The organism is Rothia nasimurium (assembly GCF_042660305.1).
Classification (GTDB): domain Bacteria; phylum Actinomycetota; class Actinomycetes; order Actinomycetales; family Micrococcaceae; genus Rothia; species Rothia nasimurium.
Genome location: NZ_JBHSTW010000018.1, coordinates 447119 through 466200, shown reverse-complemented (window position 1 = coordinate 466200; position 19082 = coordinate 447119). Strand labels below are relative to the sequence as shown.

18 protein-coding genes are annotated in these 19082 nt (G+C 57.2%); 6 read left to right on the top strand and 12 right to left on the bottom strand.

All coding sequences use genetic code 11. From position 1 onward, the window contains the following. Nucleotides 1–5 precede the first annotated feature (5 nt). Both ACFP6B_RS09155 and ACFP6B_RS09150 read right to left on the bottom strand, forming a co-directional pair. On the bottom strand, nucleotides 6–1130 hold the full coding sequence (locus ACFP6B_RS09155; RefSeq protein ID WP_377129407.1) for an SPFH domain-containing protein: 1125 nt from the start codon (nucleotides 1128–1130) through the stop codon (nucleotides 6–8). A 30-nt stretch (nucleotides 1131–1160) separates the two neighbouring features. Beyond that, nucleotides 1161–1619 (bottom strand): NfeD family protein, encoded by a 459-nt coding sequence (locus ACFP6B_RS09150; RefSeq protein ID WP_377129405.1) that lies wholly within the window; start codon nucleotides 1617–1619, stop codon nucleotides 1161–1163. Between the two features lie 226 nt (nucleotides 1620–1845). Here ACFP6B_RS09150 and ACFP6B_RS09145 point away from each other — a divergent pair, with 226 nt between their 5' ends. Next, nucleotides 1846–2229 carry a DUF3054 domain-containing protein gene (locus ACFP6B_RS09145; RefSeq protein WP_237185678.1) on the top strand — a complete coding sequence of 128 codons (384 nt, stop codon included), beginning with the start codon at nucleotides 1846–1848 and terminating at the stop codon, nucleotides 2227–2229. Nucleotides 2230–2297: 68 nt separating this feature from the next. Here the strand turns inward: ACFP6B_RS09145 and trpD are convergent, their stop codons facing one another. After that, the gene (gene trpD, locus ACFP6B_RS09140; protein ID WP_377129403.1) at nucleotides 2298–3338 is read right to left on the bottom strand and encodes an anthranilate phosphoribosyltransferase; all 1041 of its coding nucleotides are present in this window, start codon (nucleotides 3336–3338) and stop codon (nucleotides 2298–2300) included. A 237-nt stretch (nucleotides 3339–3575) separates the two neighbouring features. Here trpD and ctaE point away from each other — a divergent pair, with 237 nt between their 5' ends. The 4 genes from ctaE to qcrB are packed head-to-tail and all read left to right on the top strand — an operon-like array spanning nucleotide 3576 to nucleotide 7866. Continuing rightward, nucleotides 3576–4214: an aa3-type cytochrome oxidase subunit III gene (gene ctaE / locus ACFP6B_RS09135; protein WP_185172915.1), complete on the top strand. Its 639-nt coding sequence runs from the start codon at nucleotides 3576–3578 to the stop codon at nucleotides 4212–4214. Between the two features lie 52 nt (nucleotides 4215–4266). Then, entirely contained in the window at nucleotides 4267–5061 is a 795-nt protein-coding gene (gene qcrC / locus ACFP6B_RS09130; RefSeq protein ID WP_237193731.1) for a cytochrome bc1 complex diheme cytochrome c subunit, read from the top strand. Between the two features lie 49 nt (nucleotides 5062–5110). After that, nucleotides 5111–6202, top strand: a complete 1092-nt coding sequence (gene qcrA / locus ACFP6B_RS09125) for a cytochrome bc1 complex Rieske iron-sulfur subunit (protein ID WP_185172913.1) — start codon at nucleotides 5111–5113, stop codon at nucleotides 6200–6202. Continuing rightward, nucleotides 6202–7866: a cytochrome bc1 complex cytochrome b subunit gene (qcrB, locus tag ACFP6B_RS09120; protein WP_237204948.1), complete on the top strand. Its 1665-nt coding sequence runs from the start codon at nucleotides 6202–6204 to the stop codon at nucleotides 7864–7866. The genes qcrA and qcrB overlap by 1 nt, the downstream gene beginning before the upstream one ends. 708 nt (nucleotides 7867–8574) lie before the next feature. Here qcrB and ACFP6B_RS09115 read toward each other — a convergent pair. The 5 genes from ACFP6B_RS09115 to ACFP6B_RS09095 form a co-directional block, all read right to left on the bottom strand. Continuing rightward, a complete protein-coding gene (locus tag ACFP6B_RS09115; protein ID WP_185172911.1) occupies nucleotides 8575–8976 on the bottom strand; it encodes a cytochrome c oxidase subunit 4 in 402 nt (133 codons plus the stop codon). Between the two features lie 9 nt (nucleotides 8977–8985). Next, nucleotides 8986–10686: an aa3-type cytochrome oxidase subunit I gene (gene ctaD / locus ACFP6B_RS09110; RefSeq protein WP_185172910.1), complete on the bottom strand. Its 1701-nt coding sequence runs from the start codon at nucleotides 10684–10686 to the stop codon at nucleotides 8986–8988. Between the two features lie 10 nt (nucleotides 10687–10696). Next, the gene (gene ctaC, locus ACFP6B_RS09105; RefSeq protein ID WP_237205234.1) at nucleotides 10697–11566 is read right to left on the bottom strand and encodes an aa3-type cytochrome oxidase subunit II; all 870 of its coding nucleotides are present in this window, start codon (nucleotides 11564–11566) and stop codon (nucleotides 10697–10699) included. 233 nt (nucleotides 11567–11799) lie between these two features. Next, nucleotides 11800–12156: a HesB/IscA family protein gene (locus ACFP6B_RS09100; protein ID WP_377129399.1), complete on the bottom strand. Its 357-nt coding sequence runs from the start codon at nucleotides 12154–12156 to the stop codon at nucleotides 11800–11802. Nucleotides 12157–12241: 85 nt separating this feature from the next. Continuing rightward, the gene (locus tag ACFP6B_RS09095; RefSeq protein ID WP_377129397.1) at nucleotides 12242–13636 is read right to left on the bottom strand and encodes a M20/M25/M40 family metallo-hydrolase; all 1395 of its coding nucleotides are present in this window, start codon (nucleotides 13634–13636) and stop codon (nucleotides 12242–12244) included. Nucleotides 13637–13736: 100 nt separating this feature from the next. Between ACFP6B_RS09095 and ACFP6B_RS09090 the strand changes: the two genes are divergently transcribed. Then, complete coding sequence (locus ACFP6B_RS09090; RefSeq protein ID WP_377129395.1) at nucleotides 13737–14306, top strand: DUF3043 domain-containing protein; 570 nt, start codon at nucleotides 13737–13739, stop codon at nucleotides 14304–14306. 104 nt (nucleotides 14307–14410) lie between these two features. Here the strand turns inward: ACFP6B_RS09090 and ACFP6B_RS09085 are convergent, their stop codons facing one another. The 4 genes from ACFP6B_RS09085 to leuA all read right to left on the bottom strand — a co-directional run bounded on the left by ACFP6B_RS09085 (nucleotide 14411) and on the right by leuA (nucleotide 18947). Next, nucleotides 14411–15496, bottom strand: a complete 1086-nt coding sequence (locus ACFP6B_RS09085; RefSeq protein ID WP_377129393.1) for a quinone-dependent dihydroorotate dehydrogenase — start codon at nucleotides 15494–15496, stop codon at nucleotides 14411–14413. A gap of 46 nt (nucleotides 15497–15542) precedes the next feature. Then, entirely contained in the window at nucleotides 15543–16322 is a 780-nt protein-coding gene (locus ACFP6B_RS09080; RefSeq protein WP_377129391.1) for an isoprenyl transferase, read from the bottom strand. A 3-nt stretch (nucleotides 16323–16325) separates the two neighbouring features. Next, on the bottom strand, nucleotides 16326–17093 hold the full coding sequence (recO, locus tag ACFP6B_RS09075; protein ID WP_377129389.1) for a DNA repair protein RecO: 768 nt from the start codon (nucleotides 17091–17093) through the stop codon (nucleotides 16326–16328). 111 nt (nucleotides 17094–17204) lie between these two features. Further along, nucleotides 17205–18947 carry a 2-isopropylmalate synthase gene (gene leuA, locus ACFP6B_RS09070; protein ID WP_237198957.1) on the bottom strand — a complete coding sequence of 581 codons (1743 nt, stop codon included), beginning with the start codon at nucleotides 18945–18947 and terminating at the stop codon, nucleotides 17205–17207. Nucleotides 18948–19082 lie beyond the last annotated feature (135 nt).

Below are 19082 nucleotides of genomic sequence, written 5' to 3'. Positions count from 1 at the left end.
AACCTTTAGGCGCCGGGGGTGTGGGGGTCTGTGCCCTCAGCTGATTCGTCGGTAGGGAGCTCGCCCTCCTGAGGGATTTCAACGCCGCTATCGAGCTTGTCGAGGTTGGGGTTGAGGTCTTCAGGGGTCACGCGGATCACCGGGGTGTCGACCAGGGGAGAGGACGGGGGAGTCGCAGGGGTAGATTCTCCCTCAGTCTCAGGTGCACCCTCGCTACCCAGGGGTGAGAAGGCGTTGCCGATACCGCGCAGGGCATCGCCCAGCTCGGTGGGAATGAACCAGAGCTTGTTAGCATCGCCCTCGGCCAGCTTGGGCAGGGTCTGCAGGTACTGGTAGGTCAGTAGCTTTTGGCTGGGGTTCGAGGCGTGGATTGCGTGGAAGACCTTCTGGATAGCCTGGGCTTCACCGTCAGCACGCAGGATAGCTGCCTTAGCGTCACCCTCAGCGGTCAGAATCTGGGACTGCTTTTCACCTTCAGCTCGTAGAATCGCAGCACGGGAGTCACCTTCGGCGGTTAGAATCTGGGACTGCTTCTGGCCTTCAGCGGTCAGGATTGCGGCTCGGCGGTCACGCTCGGCTCGCATCTGCTTTTCCATGGAGTCCTGGATGGAGTGCGGAGGCTGAATTTCTTTGATATCGACGCGGGAGACGCGGATACCCCAGCGGCCGGTGGTGCTGTCGAGAACCCCTCGCAGCTCGCTGTTAATCTGATCGCGGGAGGTCAGGGTTTCTTCGAGGTTGAGACCACCGACGACGTTGCGCAGGGTGGCGCTGGTTAGCTCGTCTACGGCCTGGATGTAGTTGGTGATTTCGTAAGTCGCTGCCTTGGGGTCGGTCACCTGGAAGTAGACCACGGTATCGATACCCACAACCAGGTTATCTTCGGTGATAACGGACTGGGCTGGGAAAGATACGACCTGTTCACGCAGGTCAATGAGGGGCAGGACGCGGTCGATAAAGGGGACGGTCACATGAAAGCCCGGGTTGAGGGTGGTGTGGTACTTACCCAGACGCTCGACAATGCCAGCGCGGGCCTGAGGAATAATGCGCACAGCCTTGAGCAGGGTGATGAGCACCAAGAGCACGAGGGCTGTAAGCAGGATGGTTGTGGTGATGGTTGAAGCTGTCATAGGTTACGACCTTAATCTTTAAGTTAAAGGTTATTTTGTGGTGTGAGGGGCTAGGTAGGCAGTTGCACCGCGAATGGCTACCACGGTTGCTGTTGACCCTTCAGGGAGAACCAGCTGGTTGCTTTCGGGGCGGGCCGTCCAGGTGTCACCGGCGATATGGGCAAGACCTGTCTGCTCTGTGACCGTCTGGGTAATAAGAGCGTCCTGGCCAATAAGCCCATTAGAGTTCATCGCAATATTGGGCGAGCTTTGATGGAAACGCTTAATAAGCGGTGGGCGGAGCCCTAAGAGAAGGGCGATACTAACAACTGCAAAAAGAACAACCTGACCAACAAAGGAGTCGAGGAAGGTGGTGCTCAGTGTTGCCGACAGGGCAGCTAGGGCCATCATCAGAAAGACGAAGTCGAGCATCAAAATCTCAATAATGGCTAGAACAATGGCAGCGGTGAGCCAGAAAGCCCAGAGGTTCTGTGCGAACCATTCAATCATGTGTACCTCCCACAGGTAGGTGTGTGTTAGTACTTATCTATTCTCCCTGATGTGGTTTCTCTGTGCTAGTCATTACGTGAGTTATGAGAGGATTTGGTCAGCTCAGCTAGGCTTTCTAGTAAGCCGATAATATACATTATGTAAAGTAAAGCTAAAAATGCTCCCCTGACGCCCTCGACTTACTCCACAGCTGCTGAGCTTAGCGCTCCTGCGTTAGAGTAAAACTATGCTCAGTTCAGTTGATTCAGGTAAATATTTTTCCCAGCCGGTTCGCGCCGTGGTTGACCTGGCCCTCGTCCTTCTTTTTATTGCCATCGGGCTCACTAGCCACCAGGAACCGCTATCCCAGCTATTAGCCACCGCCGCACCTTTCTTACTGGCAGCCTGCGCTGGCCATATTGGTGTGTGGGCCGTGAGCTCCAGGCGGCAGCTTCCCCTCTTGCTTGAAGGTTTTATGATGTGGGTCAGCACCCTGGTGCTTGGGCTTGGCTTGCGCCTCTCCTTCGGCGATACTGCGGCAACTGCTTTTGTTCTTGTCTCAGCTCTTACTCTCTTGGTCTTCTTGGTGGGCTGGCGCCTTATCCTTGGCTTGGTACGCCGCAAGGCCTAAATTTCTTGATGTAGACAGTCTTTAAAAAGGTGTGGCCCCAGAAAGTCTGGGGCCACACCTTTATGTTGTTATTTACTGTTGCTGTAAGCAATCCAACGTTCAAGCACAGCCTTAGCTTTACCTGACTCCACTGAGTGGCGAGCGTCCTGCAGGGCTTCCTCAAAGCGCTCTGCGAAAGGCCTATTGTTAACCGGGCGGTAAGCAGTCAAGCCTGCTGCAGCATTCAGTAAAACCGCGTTGAGGATTGGGCCGGGAGTCTCGTCGAGAACCTGATGCACAACCTGGGCGTTATGCTGGGCATCTCCCCCGCGTAGATCGTCCAGGCTGGCACAATCGATACCAAAATCGGTGGGGGTTAGTGAGTGGTGCTCAACTCCCCCATTGAAGGTTTCCCAAACTTGCGACTCACCGGTGATGGTAATTTCGTCCAGGCCGTCATTCCCGCGGAAAATCAGGGCATGGTCCCCGCGGGAAGCGAAAACGGCGGCGATTTTCTCAGCCATCTCGGGGTCTGCTACACCGATGGCTGAAGCCCGGACCCGGGCGGGGTTGGTCATGGGGCCAAGATAGTTGAAGGCTGTGGGTACGCCAATGGAGCGCCGGGCAGGTGCTACATGGCGCATGGAGGGGTGGAAGACCTGGGCGAAGAGGAAAGTGATACCCGCAGCATCCACCGCACCTGCCACATCTTTAATGTTTAGGTTTAGATTTATGCCTAGCTCAGCCAGCACATCTGCACTTCCACTTGATGATGAAGAGGCCCTGTTGCCGTGCTTAATGACGGGTACACCCGCCCCCGCAATCACCAGTGAGGCCATAGTGGAAATATTGACGGTATTCTGCTGGTCTCCCCCAGTGCCCACAATGTCTACAGCATCTCTGGTAACTTCTATGTGTTCTGCCTTATCAAGCATGCCTTGCGCAAGTGCAGCAAGTTCTTCAGGAGTTTCACCTTTAACATGAAGTCCAACTAGGAAAGCTCCGATAATAGCTTCCGGGGTTGATCCCGCCATGATGTCTTGCATAGCCCAGTTAATCTGGTCTGACGAGAGGTCCTGCTGGGCTACGAGTTGATTGAGAATAAGTTTCCACGTGATGGTGCCTGTCATGGCTCACATTCTACGGTTCTTTTAGTTCCCGGGCGAGCTCGTGAGACGGACGTTCGCGGGGACTTTCCATCCCAGGGTGGCTGGTCGTTGGGTTACGCAAGTTTTACACACAACGTGTCGCCAAGCCTGTACTAAAAACCCCTAGATTAGGGGGAGATATGCAGGATTTACAACACACCTCCTAGCAAACCCCCTTACCTATTGGTTCACGGGCACTTTTACAGACATAATGTCTATGTGACAACTGCAACCCATACCCCAAGTAAGTCGGCACACGCCGCTCTGAATCGACCCAACCAGGTGTCTGTCGGCACCGTCGTTTGGCTTGCCTCAGAGCTCATGTTCTTCGCCGGCCTGTTCGCAATGTACTTCACTCTGCGCGCTTCTCGCCCCGATATTTGGGCTGAGAACACCCCGCTGCTTGAAGTCCCTCTCGCTCTCGCCAACACCATCGTGCTGGTGCTGAGCTCCGTTACCTGCCAGTTTGGTGTTTTCAAGGCTGAACAGCTCAAGCCCCGCCGCACCGGTTCCCTCTTCAATGTCCGTGAATGGGGCATGGTTGAGTGGTTCCTGCTCACCTTCATCATGGGTGCGTTCTTCGTTTCCGTCCAGGCTTACGAATACGCAAACCTTGTAGCTGAAGGTATGACTATCGCGTCAAGTGCTTATGGCTCAGCTTTCTACATCACCACCGGTTTCCACGCACTCCACGTAACCGGCGGCCTGATCGCCTTCCTGCTGATCATCGGCCGTGCCTATGTTGCTAAGCGTTTCGGTCACTACGAAGCAACCTCAGCAATCGTTGTTTCTTACTACTGGCACTTCGTAGACGTCGTCTGGATCGCCCTGTTCCTTATCGTCTACTTCCTCAAGTAACCGGTAACCGCTAAAAGTAAACCAACTAGCACACACACAAAGGAACAACGACGTGAAGGCACTTTCTCAAAAGCGACGTCATCCGCTCGCAGCTCTCGTGTTGCTTGCCCTTGCCCTCCTCCTATCTGGTGGCCTCTACGCAGTTGCCACGGCTACTAACGAGGCTCAAGCCGCTACAAGCACCACCTACACTGCAGAAGACATCTCAGAAGGCCAGAAACTCTTTCTGGCCAACTGTGCAACCTGCCACGGTACTAACGCAGAAGGCTCAGTAGACGGCCCCTCACTGATCGGTGTTGGCGCTGCTGCTGTTGACTTCCAGGTAGGCACCGGCCGCATGCCCATGCAGATGCAGGGCGTTCAGGCTCAGCTGAAGCCCGGCCAGTTCAACGATGAGCAGACTAAGCAGCTCGCAGCCTACGTTGCATCACTCGGTGCAGGCCCCACCATCCCCGAGGAAGAGTACCTCGATGTTTCCAAGGGCGATGCAGCCAATGGCGCAAAGGTATTCCTCGCAAACTGCGCTATGTGCCATAACGCTGCTGGCGTTGGTGGTGCTCTTACCCGCGGTAAGTTTGCTCCTACCCTGATGGGCGTTTCAGAGAAGCACATCTACGAGGCTATGGAAACTGGCCCGCAGAACATGCCCGTCTTTAACGACGCAAACATCACCCCCGAAGAAAAGCGCGATGTCATTACCTACCTGAAGTCCCAGGAAGTTAACGCATCGGTTGGTGGTTTCAAGCTTGGCTCACTCGGCCCCGTGTCTGAAGGTCTTCTGATCTGGACCCTCGGCCTGGTCATCGTCATTGCATTCACCCTCTGGCTGACTTCACGAGCTGCATAAGCTCACGCACACACATAAATTTCGTACCAAGGAAGATTTGAGGCAACACATGGGAAACCATAGTGACGGCGCACATGAAAAGGCTGCCGTAGTTACCTCTCAAGAGGCAAGTCAGGAGAAGTTCGCTAACCCCGGACTTCCCCCGCATGCTCCCCGACTCACCGACGTCGATTCCAAAAAAGCTAAGGGTGCCGAGCGACAGGTAGTTCTGCTATTCGTCATCTCCATGCTGGGCTCCCTGCTTTTCTGGATTGGCTACTTCGGTGTAGAGGTAAGCGGCAACTTCTACGATGTCATGAACCCCGAAGCAAACAACATGCTTCGTCTGCAGAACCTTCTGCTGGGTCTCGGCATCGCTTTTGCCATGTTCGGTATCGGTATCGGTATCGTCCACTGGGCACGCTCACTCATGCCCGACCACGAAATGGTCGAAGAGCGTCACGCGGTTACCTCTGAAGAGGACCGCGCAGAGGCTCAGGAAATCGTTGAAACCATCATCGAAGAATCAGGCATCAAGCGTCGCCCGCTTCTTCGTAATACCCTCATCGGTTCCGTTATCCTCGCTCCCCTGACCTTCGTCACCCTGTTCCGTGACCTGGGCCCCGCAGACCCCTCAGTACTCAAGTACACCCTGTGGGACGAAGGCGTCCGCCTCGTGCGCGACCCCTCCGGCACCCCCATCAAGGCTGCTGACGTTACTCTGGGTTCTGCCTACCACGTCCTGCCCGAAACCCTCTCTAGCCTGACCCACGAGAACGGCTACCTCGAGGAAAAGGCCAAGGCCGTTGTGCTGCTCATGCGTCTGGATCCCGCTGACATCAAGAAGGTCACCCCCGGTCGCGAAAACTGGAACGTTGACGGCATCTACGCCTACTCCAAGGTTTGCACCCACGTAGGCTGCCCCATCGCTCTGTACGAGCAGCGCACCCACCACCTGCTCTGCCCCTGCCACCAGTCAACCTTTGACGCGGCAGAAGAGTGCAAGGTTATCTTCGGCCCCGCAGGCCACGCCCTGCCCCAGCTGCCCATCGCAGTTGACTCCGAAGGCTACCTGGTCGCCCAGAGTGACTTCCACGAGCCCGTTGGCCCCGGCTACTGGGAGCGTGCAAAGCACATCAAGGAAATGGCAGGTGAAGCATAATGTCGACTTCAATGCAGTCTGATTACAAGGCAAAGACCTCAACCGGTCGTATCGCCCACTACGTTGATCAGCGTGTTGGTGCTTCAGGCATCATCAAGGAATTCGGTCGCAAAATCTTCCCCGATCACTGGTCATTCATGTTCGGTGAAGTTGCGCTCTACAGCCTGGTTATCCTGATCATCTCAGGTACCTTCCTCACCTTCTTCTTCAACCCCACCATGGTGTCGGTAACCTACGACGGTTCCTACGTCCCCATGAAGGGCACCCACATGTCTGCCGCCTACGCCTCTGCCCTGGACATCTCCTTTGACGTCCGCGGTGGTCTGCTGATGCGTCAGATTCACCACTGGGCAGCTCTGATGTTCATGATGGCGATGACTGTGCACATGCTGCGCGTCTTCTTCACCGGCGCTTTCCGCCGTCCTCGTGAACTGAACTGGGTTGTTGGTTGCACCCTGCTCATCATCGGTATTCTGGCTGGCTTCACCGGCTACTCACTGCCCGATGACGTGCTCTCAGGTAACGGTCTGCGCATTATTGACGGTATTTTCAAGTCAATCCCGCTGGTTGGTACCTACATCTCGCTCTTCTTCTTCGGTGGCGAGTTCCCCGGTACCGCTGTGATTGGTCGCCTCTACACCCTGCACATCATGATTATCCCCGCGATGCTTCTGCTGCTCGTGGCTATTCACATGTTCATGGTTGTACTGCACAAGCACACCCAGTACCCCGGCCCCGGCCGCACCGAGAACAACGTCGTTGGCTTCCCCGTGGGCCCCGTCTACGCAGCCAAGGCTGGCGGTTTCTTCTTCATCGTGTTCGGTATCATCGCCTTCCTCGGCGCAACCTTTACCATCAACGCGATTTGGAACTACGGCCCCTACGACCCCTCACCGGTACAGGCCGGTACCCAGCCTGACTGGTACGTAGGCTTCGGTGACGGCGCCCTGCGTCTGTGGCCCGGCGTCTGGCCCTGGCCCTGGGAATTCGAATTCCTCGGTGGCACCTGGGTTCTGAGTGTCCTTCTCCCCTTCGCTCTGATGGCTGGCTCAGTCATGATGGCCATGGTCTTCTGGCCCTGGATTGAGCAGTGGGTTACCAAGGACAACCGCGTCCACAACATCCTGGACCGCCCCCGCAACGCCCCCTTCCGTACCGGTGTGGGTGTAGCAGGCATCATTGGCTACGCATCCCTGATGATCGCGGCAAGCTCCGACCTAATCGCAACTCACTTCCATGTATCGCTGAACGACGTTGCCTACTGGCTCCGCTTTACCTTCGTATTCGGTCCCCTCATTGGCTTCTTCATCACCCAGCGCATCTGCCTGGCTCTGCAGCGTAAGGACCGTGAGCTCGTACTGCACGGTATCGAAACCGGTAAGGTCGTCCAGCTCCCCCACGGTGAGTTCATCGAGGTTCACAAGCCTCTCGATGAATACCGCCGCTACGAGCTGGTCTCCTTCGAGTCACCCGAGCCCATCCCGGCTCAGCCCAACAAGAAGGGCAAGGTTGGCCTAATCGAGAAGACCCGCGCAGGTCTCTCAAAGATCTGGTTCGAAGACCGCGTAGTTGCCGTAACTCCCGCTGAGCTCGAAGCAGCTCACCATGAGCACCACGGTGCACATGAGGTTGACGGCCACAAGGCCGACTCAATCGAAAAATAACATACGGTTGTAGTAACAGTGTGGGGCACCCCTGACGGGGTGCCCCACACGTGTTTTAACAGGCTTTTACTGGCCCCGCGTGATTGGTTATCAATGACCGAGCCAATCATCGCCTCTAAGGGCTTCCTGAGCCTTTTAGGAGCCAAAACTAGTTTGTTGGGTTTAGCTCTGCTCCCCTATGCAGCCATGACGGCTCTGAAAAAAGTAGCGCACTCCCGAGGCCGCGTGTGCTGGCCCCGTTCTGCGCAAGGTGCAGGGGGATTATGCAGGGTAAATGAGGTGGCTCTCCCCTAGCTCACGGAGGCCCTTATACCTCTTTGAACTGCTTTTCTGTGCATCGAGGACGCGGGGGGGCACAGCGCGCCGTCTGAACCGGGGGCGTGTCGCTGAGCGCCCGCCACAGGGATGGTCTCCCAGCTCAGGGAGCTATGTTGGCGGGTGCTCTTGACGGTTCATCACATAGTTAAAGATTCTTTGAGCGGTTCGGCGTGTCGCACTCCTAGGGTGGGCTGGCAGGGTCAGGCTGGCTCCTGTGCCGTCCTGTGCCGTCCTGTGCCGTCCTGTGCCGTCCTGTGCCGTCCTGTGCCGTCCTGTGCCGTCCTGTGCCGTCCTCCCAACCTCCCCTCAGCAATCTAAAAATGGCACAAAAAAGGGTGGGGCCCCTATCCGAGAGGATAGGGGCCCCACCCCTTGAGCCAGGTAAGACTCTTAGTGGGCGTGGTCGCCGCGGTTGTATTCGTAAACCCAACCCAGAACAGCTGCTGCTGCGAAGGGGATGGCAACGAGTACGATCCACCAGTCGATAGCCAGACCTACAACAACGATGGTGCAAGCAACACCGATGAAGAGGGGCCACCATGACCACGGTGAGTAGAAGCCGTAGTCGCCAGCGCCATCAGCGATTTCACCTTCGAGGTTCTCGTAGGGCATGTCGGGGTGCTTCTTGTCGGTGAAGTTCAGGAAGTACCAGAGGAAGAGACACATCACGGCGGTAGCCAGAATCGCGGGGAAACCGGCCCACTCGGTGAAGTCAGTCATCAGACCGTAGACAATGCCAACGGGAATCAGGAAGACGCCGATGAAACCGAAAATCTTAGCAAGAAGTTTCACAGTGGCCTCCTAGCGTGCAGTTGCCTGGCGGGCTGCTGCAGCGACGTCATTGTTGGTGGACAGTTCAGGGTGGTGCAGGTCAAGTGCAGGACGCTCTGAACGGATACGGGGCAGGGCGGTGAAGTTGTGGCGCGGGGGCGGGCAAGAAGTTGCCCATTCCAGTGAGCCACCGAAGCCCCAGGGGTCATCAACCTCAACACGCTTGCCGTTGCGGGCAGTGGTGTAGACGTTCCAGAACCAGGGAATCATGGAGATTGCCAGAATCATGGAGCCTACGGTTGAGAGCTGGTTCATCCAGGTGAAGCCATCTTCAGGCATGTAGTCTGCGTAGCGGCGGGGCATGCCGTCGACACCGAGCCAGTGCTGGATGAGGAAGGTCATGTGGAAGCCGATGAACAGCAGCCAGAAGTGGATCTTGCCCAGGCGCTCGTTCAGCATCTTGCCGGTGAACTTGGGCCACCAGAAGTAGAGAGCTGCGAACATACCGAAGACGAGGGTACCGAAGATGACGTAGTGGAAGTGAGCGACCACGAAGTAGGAGTCAGACAGGTGGAAGTCCAGCGGCGGGGTTGCCAGGATAATACCGGTGATACCACCGAAGAGGAAGGTGATCAGGAAGCCGATAACCCAGAGCATGGGGGTCTCAAAGGTGATGGAGCCCTGCCACATGGTGCCGATCCAGTTGAAGAACTTCACGCCGGTAGGAATACCAATCAGCATGGTCATGAAGGAGAAGAAGGGCAGCATGACCGCGCCGGTGACGTACATGTGGTGTGCCCACACGGTAACTGACAGAGCCGCAATAGCGATGGTTGCAAAAATCAGACCCTTGTAACCGAAAATCGGCTTACGTGAGAAGACGGGGATGATTTCTGAAACGATGCCGAAGAAGGGCAGAGCCAGAACGTAAACCTCGGGGTGACCGAAGAACCAGAAGAGGTGCTGCCAGAGGACGGCGCCACCGTTTTCGGGGTCGAAGATGTGGCCACCGAGACGGCGATCCATACCGAGGGCGAACAGGGCGGACGCCAGCGGCGGGAAGATCATGATGATCAGGATTGCGGTGATCAGGGTGGTCCAGGTGAAGACCGACATACGCCACATGGTCATACCGGGGGCGCGCATGCAGAGGATGGTGGTCAGGAAGTTGACGCCACCCATGATGGTGCCGAAGCCCTGAAGAGCCAGACCGAAGATCCAGAGGTCACCACCGACAGAGGGGCTGTAGGTGGTGCTGTTCAGCGGAGCGTATGCGAACCAGCCGAAGGAAGCTGCACCCTGGGGGGTAAGGAAGCCAGCGATGGCGACCAGTGAGCCGAACAGGAAGAACCAGAAGGCCAGGGAGTTCAGGCGGGGGAAGGCAACGTCGGGTGCACCAATCTGCAGGGGTACCAGGACGTTAGCGAAACCGGTGAACAGCGGGGTACCAAACATGAGCAGCATCAGGGTGCCGTGCATGGTGAAGAGCTGGTTGAACTGTTCCTTGGTTTCGAGGAACTGCATACCGGGGGTGAAGAGCTCCAGGCGCATAAGCAGAGCCATGACACCGGCAAAGCAGAAGAAAATAAACGCGGCGATCAGGTACATGTACCCGATGGTCTTGTGGTCGGTGGAAGTCAGCCAATTGACGATGATTCGTCCCTTGGACTTAGGAACCACCCGCGGGACAACGCTACCGGTTGTCTCAGCTGAATACTCAAGAGTAGTCACGGGTTACCTCTTAGTTGTTGGTGTTCATGTTGGGGTTACGGTTGTACTCGTCACCCAGACGGCCAATGTTGCCTTCATCTTCCAGTGACTGGATGTAGGCGTCGTAGTCTTCCTGGCTGACAACTTCAACGTTGAAGAGCATCTCTGAGTGGTACTCACCGCAGAGTTCGGCACACTTACCCTGGTAGCGAGCAGGCTCGGAACCGGTGGTGAAGTACATGTGGTTGGTCATGCCGGGAATGGTGTCGCGCTTCTCAAGGAAGGCGGGAATCCAGAAGGAGTGGATGACGTCACGGGACTTGAGCTGCAGGTCTACGGTTGAGTTGACCGGCAGGTAGAGGGTGGGGAGGGTTTCCTCAACGCCTACGTTGCCTTCCTTGTCGAGGCGAGCCTGGACGCCGGCGAAGTAGACGTTTTCGTCGAGGTAGTTGAAGTCCCATGCCCACTGCTTACCGTAAACCTCGATGGTGACATCGGCGGTTTCAGACTTGGGAGCGGTGATTTCGCGCTCAGCACGGTCTGAGAAGGTGAAGAAGCTGACGATCAGGATGATCGGGATAGCGGTGTAGAAAATTTCCAGCGGAGCGTGGTAGCTCACCTGGCGGGGGTAGCCGGTTTCGTACTTGCGACGGCGGTAGGCGATGATGCACCAAAGCATGAGGCCCCAGGTCACAAGACCTACAGCCAACGCGGCGATCCATGTACCAATCCAGAGGTCCATGATGGTATCGGCGTTATCGGTTACACCACGCTGAGTGGGCAGCCAGCCCACTGATGCCTGTTCTGAACAACCGGTCAAGAGCAGCGCTGAAACGGCTGTGGCAGCGGCTACTGCCTTGCCCTTAAGCCCCTTGCTGCTGGTTCGATGCTGCGAACTCACAGACGGCCCTTCCTGTAGCGATGTGCGTGTCACCTGGTGCTGTGTGTGGACAGCATTAACCCAGGTGTTAATTCTTTCAATACGAGCTTACCCTCAAACGGGCGTTTCTGGTGACAACCTGTCAATGAACTGACGTGTCATTACATAAGTATTTCATGTTTGGGCGGGCTGAAACAGAAAAGTGGGGGTATGCCGGAGCATACCCCCACCTGTGAAGCGGGCTGGGCGGACGCTTAGTGGAAGGAATCTCCACAGGCGCAGGAGCCCTGGGCGTTGGGGTTATCGATGGAGAACCCCTGCTTCTGAATGGTGTCTTCGAAGTCGATGGTTGAGCCTTCGAGGTAGGGAACACTCATACGATCAACGATGACTTCTACGCCGTCGAAGTCGCGGACGGCATCACCGTCGAGCACGCGCTCGTCGAAGTAGAGCTGGTAAATCAGGCCTGAACAGCCGCCGGGCTGCACGGCGATGCGCAGGCGCAGGTCGGTGCGTCCTTCCTGCTCAAGCAGGGAACGAACCTTACCGGCTGCAACCTCGGTGAGGTTAACGCCGTGGTTGGGAAGATCTTCAAGTACTGCCTCAGACATGAGCAATCCTTTCGTGGGGTGTTTTGATGTCAATCTTACGCCTCTTGGGTGCGGGGCGCGAGATGTTCGCAGTCAAGTGAATTTCCTAGTTGCCGGTGTGAGCTGCCGCCAGCATAAGGGCCTCAGCCAGGATTGCCTTTTGGAAGTCGGGGATGAACAGAGACTCGTTGGCGCTGTGGGCACGGGTGTCGGGGTCTTCGATACCGGTAATCAGAATGTGGGCATCGGGGTAGACCTCGGTGAGGGTCGCAATGAAGGGGATGGACCCGCCCATGCCGGTGGTGACAGGCTCAACTCCCCAGGCCTCCCCCAGTGCTGCCAGGGCTAGCTGGGCGCCACTGCCAGAAAGGTCGGCCTGGTAGGGCTGGCCGGAGTCTTCTGCGTGGTAGGTCACCTCTGCCCCGTGATGGTTGTGGCGGGCGAAGTGCTCGGCAAGTGCCCGGTGGGCTGCGGCGGGATCCTGGCCGGGAGCCAGGCGGACGCTGATGCGCGCCTTGGCTGTGGCAGCAATAGTATTTGAGGACTCGGCAACCGAGGTGATGTCCATACCGATGACGGAGATAGCGGGCTGGGACCAGAGGCGGGAGGAGATGGACCCCTGACCTGCCAGCTTCATGCTGTCGAGAATGCCAGAATCGGTGCGGAAATCGGTCTCAGGGTATTCAACGTCAGGTTCAGGTGCAGTAACTAAACCTTCAACCGCAACTGAACCTTGAGTATCGTGCAGGGTGGCGAGTAGCTGGATAAGGACGGTGTTAGCGTCCAGCAGGGGGCCGCCGAACATGCCGGAGTGAACCGAGTGGCTGCTCACGCGTACAGAAATATCACCGCTCGCCACACCACGCAGGCCCGCGGTAAGGGCCGGTACGCCGGTTTTCCAGTTAGCCGAGTCTGCTACAACGATGTAGTCGCCAGCAAGCTTGTCACGGTAGGTATGCAGGAAGTTATCAAAGCTGGGTGAACCAGCCTCTTCCTCGCCCTCGATAAAGAGGGTGACGCCAACCTTAAAGTCGTCACCTAGTACTTCGCGCGCAGCCTTAAAGGCAGCCAGGTGGGCGATGACGCCAGCCTTGTCGTCCGCAGCTCCGCGGCCGTAGAGGCGATCGCCCTTGCGAGTGGCGACAAAAGGCTCGGTTTCCCAGAGGGAGCGGTCGCCAGCTGGCTGCACATCGTGGTGGGCATAGAGCAAGAAGGTGGGGAAGCCAGGTGCAGCCGGTGAGTGGGCTACGACCGCAGGCATACCCTGCTGGCCTTCCCCATAGGACGCTGAGAGAATCTCAACACTTTCAAAACCGGCTTCCTCAGCCAGGCTCTTCACCTTTTCGGCACTGCGCTGTACCTCAGTAAGATCAAAAGACTCCCAGGCAACAGAAGGGATAGCCACGAGCTCAGCTAGATGTTCAAGCTGAGCTTCAAAGTTCTCTTCGATGTAGGTTGCTAGAGCCGGGCGGGCAGAAAAATCAAAATCGTGTGTTGTCATACATCTCAGAATACGCTCTGACTGTATATCTACGCACGAACTTGGTTATTCTTAAGGGGTGTTTGGTCGTAATAAGAAATCATCAGAAAATGCTGGTTCTGTGGTTGCCGAGGCTACTCCGGTAGCAAGCGAAACCCCTGAAACCACCCAGCCGGGGTACACCGCGCCCAAGGGGCGTCCTACCCCTTCCCGAAAAGAACGTGAAGCTGCCCGCCGCACTCCCCTGGTTCCCGCAGACCGCAAGGCCGCAAAGGACGCCCAGCGTGAAGCCGACCGCGAGTTCCGGGCGAAGCAGCAGCAGGCCCTGCAAACCGGCGATGAGCGCTACCTGCCCGCCAACGATCGTGGCCCCCAGCGCCGCTATATCCGTGACTACGTTGATGCCCGTTTCAACGTAGGTGACATCATGCTTATCGTTATTCTGGCTGTCTTCATTGTCGGCCTTTTCACCCCCAGCATGCGGGAGTACACCACCTTGTTGATGTGGGGCATGATTCTGCTCTGGGTCATCGACTACATGATTATGTGGCGCGGGCTCAAGAAGAAGTTGACCGAAAAGTTTGGCTCCATCGAGCCCCGCTCCGGCTTCTACGCCTTCAACCGCGTCATGATGATTCGCCGTTTCCGCCTGCCCAAGCCTCAGGTTAAGCGCGGCGAATACCCCAAGTAAGGCCACGACGGAGTAAATCCGCTAGCTTTCAACCTTAAATTCAAAGTGGCGCTACCTCTCTAGAGAGGTAGCGCCACTTTGTGTCATGATCGCACGTGTCTAGTCTAGCGGGTTTTCCGCAATTTCAATAGTCCACGATTAATATGAGCTGCCCACAGGGGGCCTTCGTAGATGAAAGCAGAGTAACCCTGCACCAGATTGGCGCCCGCATCCAGGCGGTCGGTGACGTCCTGAGCGGTGGTAACGCCACCTACCGAGATAAGAGCCAGCTGGTCCCCCACCTCAGCTTTCAGCAGGCTGAGAACCTCAAGGGAACGCTTCTTGAGGGGCTCGCCTGAGAGGCCACCCGCACCAATTTCCTTAACCTTAGCTTGAGGGCTAACCAGGCCCAGCCCATCACGGGCAATCGTGGTGTTCGTGGCGATAATGCCGTCTAGCCCCAGACGCAGAGCCATCGCGGCAACGTCCTTAATATCTTCATCGGCCAGATCAGGAGCAATCTTCACGACCAGGGGCACACGGCGCCCCTGCACGACGCGGTCGGCTTCAGCACGTACAGCCTCAAGTAGAGGTTCAAGGGTCTCAATCGCCTGAAGGTATCGCAGACCCGGGGTATTCGGCGAGCTGACATTCACAGCGAGATAGTCAGCCTGGGGCGCAAGAACCCGAGTGCTCACCAGGTAGTCCTCGATAGCGTCCTCAAGGGCTACCACCTTGGTTTTACCGATATTGACACCAATAACGGGGCGTACCTTACCCCGATATTCGGCTTCAAGATCCGCGCGGGCAGCTGCAACACGGGGGCCAGCTGCTGCCGCCCCATCGTTATTGAAGCCCATGCGGTTAATAATGGCTTTATCATCTACCAGACGGAAAAGACGGGGCTGGGGGTTGCCCGGCTGATCCTGGCCGGTAATCGTACCGATTTCAATGTGCCCAAAACCCAGGTTACCTAGCGCCGGAATTGCCTTACCGCCCTTATCAAAACCAGCGGCAACGCCGAAAGGCGAGGGGAAAGTAAGGCCCATGACCTCGGTAGCCAGTGACGGGTGAGGCGCAAAGTAGCGACCCCCCAGGCGAGAAATGCCGGTGCGGCGAAGGGTCTGTATTCCCCACATGCCCACATGGTGAGCCTTCTCAGCGTCCATGGGTTTGAAGAAGAGTTTGAACAGGGTTGGGTAGATCCGCATATCGGACCCCTTTCAGCCGCGGCTTTCGCCTAGTGTGGGAGGAAACTTAGGGTTGGGTCACCTTATCAACGGCCCCACCGTAGCGGCGGTCACGGCGGGCGTATTCTTCTACCGCCTGCCACAGTACCGTACGGTCAACATCGGGCCAGAGTACGTTCATAAAGACCATCTCGGCATAGGCACTCTGCCAGAGAAGGAAGTTAGAGAAACGCTGTTCACCAGAGGTGCGGAGGAAAAGATCAACGTCGGGCAGATCAGGCTCGTCGAGGTATTTCTGGAAGATTTTTTCGTTGACGTGCTTGGGCTTGAGGCGGCCGGCTGCGACGTCCTCGGCAATCAGGGCGGCGGCGTCCGCAATTTCTGCCCTACCCCCGTAGTTGACGCACATGGTCAGGGTGCACAGGGTGTTGTGCTTGGTTTCTTCTTCGCACTTTTCGAGCAGTTTGATAACCGACTTCCAGAGCTTGGGCCGACGGCCAGCCCAGCGGATGCGAACCCCCCAGCTTTTGAGGGTCTCTAGCTGACGTTCTAGAACCTCAGAGGAGAACCGCATGAGGAAGGCGACCTCATCGGGGCTACGACGCCAGTTCTCGGTTGAAAAAGCGTAGGCAGAAACATAGGGAATACCCATTTCGATAGCACCAGCAACCACATCGAGTAGGGCTGCTTCACCGGCTCGGTGGCCCTCATTGCGGGGTAGGCCGCGTTCGTTGGCCCAGCGTCCATTGCCGTCCATCACCACGGCCACGTGCTGGGGCACGAACTTGCGCGGAATCGCAGGGGCTACGGCGCCGCTGGGGTGGCTGTAGGGCTTCACCGGTGTCATCTACTAGATTTCCTTCTCTAGGGTGGTCAGAGTTTTGAGCGGCCGCTCAAGCTGCCACTGCACATAGTCCATGATATGCCGTTCTGCCCGCTGCCGGAGCGCGGGTGGGTGCTCGCTCAAAATGTCGGGCCAGTCGCCGGTGGCCAGAGCCGCTAAATAGGCAGGTTCTTCAGGAGCCAGTGGGCTGAGCTGAGGGAAATCACCGGTGCGCGCACACCCGGTGCACAGCACCCCCAGGGAGGGGGAAAAATAGGTGAGGTCATCCAGGCTACCGCAGGCGGCACAGGCACCAATGGCCATGCTCCAGCCCGCCCTGTGCAGGGCTCGTAGCAGGTAGGAGTCAAGGACGCGGTGGGGCGGGTAGGTACCCCGCGCTAGGGCTGAGAGAGCCCCGGCTAACAGCGTGAACTGCTCCTCTAAGCGCTCTTGTTCGTGGTTGAGCAGTTGTTCTGCCACCTCGGCTAAGACAGCCGCGACCGTGTAACGGGTGTAGTCGTTGATAATCGGCCCCAAATAGGCGCGGCGGGTAACAACCTGCGAAATCGTAGCGAGTTTTTTACCGGGGGCAGCCGAAATGTCGACCAGCATGAAGGGCTCGAGCCGGGCACCAATTTTGGAGCTGCTCTTGCGCACTCCCCTGGCTACTGCGTGCACAATTCCCCGCTGCCGGGTAGCCAGGATAATAATGCGGTCGTACTCCCCCAAATCCTGGGTGCGTAAAACAATAGCGCTATCACGAATGGTCTTAGTCGTAGATAGCGCTGAAGTCACGTCTTTATTCTCCCACATTCAGTGTGCCAGGTCTCTACCTTGACCTGTTATACGGGGCACTGTCAAAAGATGGGCCGTACCGGAAGTCCCGGCACGGCCCACACTTATGCTCTACTCAGCAGAGTCACGCAGTGCGCGGTTCACCGCTGAAATCATAGCCTTGAGTGAAGCACGGGTAGTTGAGCTGTCGATACCGACACCCCACAGCACCCGGCTCCCCACCGCTGCCTCAATGTATGAGGCCGCCTGGGCGCTCGCCGCAGAAGCCAGGGTGTGCTCCGAGTAGTCGAGCACGCGGACGTCCACGCCCTCCTTGGCCAAAATCGACTGCAGGGCCTCGATAGGGCCACTACCCTGACCCACTCGGTTGTAGGTATGGCCAGCAATATTCAGGCCAACCCGCATAGTGGTCTCACCGTGCTCCTCAGAGTCAATAGAGAGCGATTCAATGCGGTACTTACCCCAGCGGGCGTCCGCCTCCCTGCTCGGCAGGTACTCATCAGCAAAAATATCCCACAGGGCCTTGCTCTCAACCTCGCCACCCTGGGCATCGGTCTGAGCCTGCACAATAGCAGAGAACTCCTGCTGGGCGCGCTTGGGCAAATCGAGCCCAAAGTCCTTCTTGAGCAGGTAGGCCACACCACCCTTGCCCGACTGGGAGTTCACACGAATCACAGCCTCGTAGGTACGGCCCAAATCCTTGGGATCAATGGGTAGGTAGGGAACAGCCCATACCAAATCATCGACGCTCTTACCCTGCTCGGCAGCGTCCTTCTCCATACGCTCGAAGCCCTTCTTGATGGCGTCCTGGTGTGAGCCTGAGAAGGCGGTGAAGACCAGGTCGCCACCGTAGGGGGAACGCTCGTGAACGGGCAGCTGGTTGCAGTACTCAACGGTTCGACGAATCTCGTCGATGTCGGAGAAGTCAATTTCGGGGTCAATCCCCTGGGTGTACATGTTCAGGCCCAGGGTAATCAGGTCAACGTTACCGGTGCGCTCACCGTTGCCAAAGAGGCAGCCCTCGATACGGTCTGCACCGGCCAGGTAGCCCAGCTCAGCTGCAGCTACACCGGTGCCCCGGTCGTTGTGGGGGTGCAGGGAGAGAATGACGTGCTCCCGGTTGGTCAGGTTGCGGCTGACCCATTCTACGGAGTCGGCATATACGTTAGGGGTAGCCATCTCAACGGTGGCAGGAAGGTTGATAATAACCTCGTTGCCCTCGCCAATACCCAGCTCATCGGTCACAGCATTGCAGACGCGCACCGCGTATTCCAGCTCGGTACCGGTGAAGGACTCCGGTGAGTACTCGTAGGTAATCTTGGTGTCGCCAGCCAGCTGCTCTTCGTACTTCTTGCAGAGACGGGCACCGGTGAGGGCGATGTCCAAGATGCCGTCCTGGTCCTGGTTGAAAACCACGCGGCGCTGCAGCACAGAGGTGGAGTTGTAGAAGTGGACGATAGCCTTGGGGGCCCCGTCGATAGCCTCAAAGGTCTTCTGAATCAGGTGCTCACGGCACTGTACCAGCACCTGGATGGTGACGTCGTTGGGAATGTGGCCCTCTTCGATGAGGGTGCGCACGAAGTTGAAGTCGGTGGCCGAAGCTGAGGGGAAGCCGACCTCAATTTCCTTGTAGCCCATCTTGACCAAGAGCTTAAACATGGCGAGCTTGCGCTCGGTATCCATGGGGTCAATCAGGGCCTGGTTACCGTCACGCAGGTCAACAGCGCACCAGCGGGGGGCCTTTGTCATGGTCTTGTTAGGCCAGGTGCGGTCGGGCAAAGAAACCTGAATCTGCTGGTCAAATGGCACGTACTTGTGCACGGGCATGGGTGAGGGCTTCTGAAAGTTTTTCATCGTGATGACCTTAGATGTTGAGATCGGTGAGGAAGGGGTATCGTCCCGGGTAGCACTGACCCGTATCGAAGCTACACCCGGGGCGCTTCGATACGGCAGATAAGGAGTACCAGTGTCATCTCACTCATACTGTCA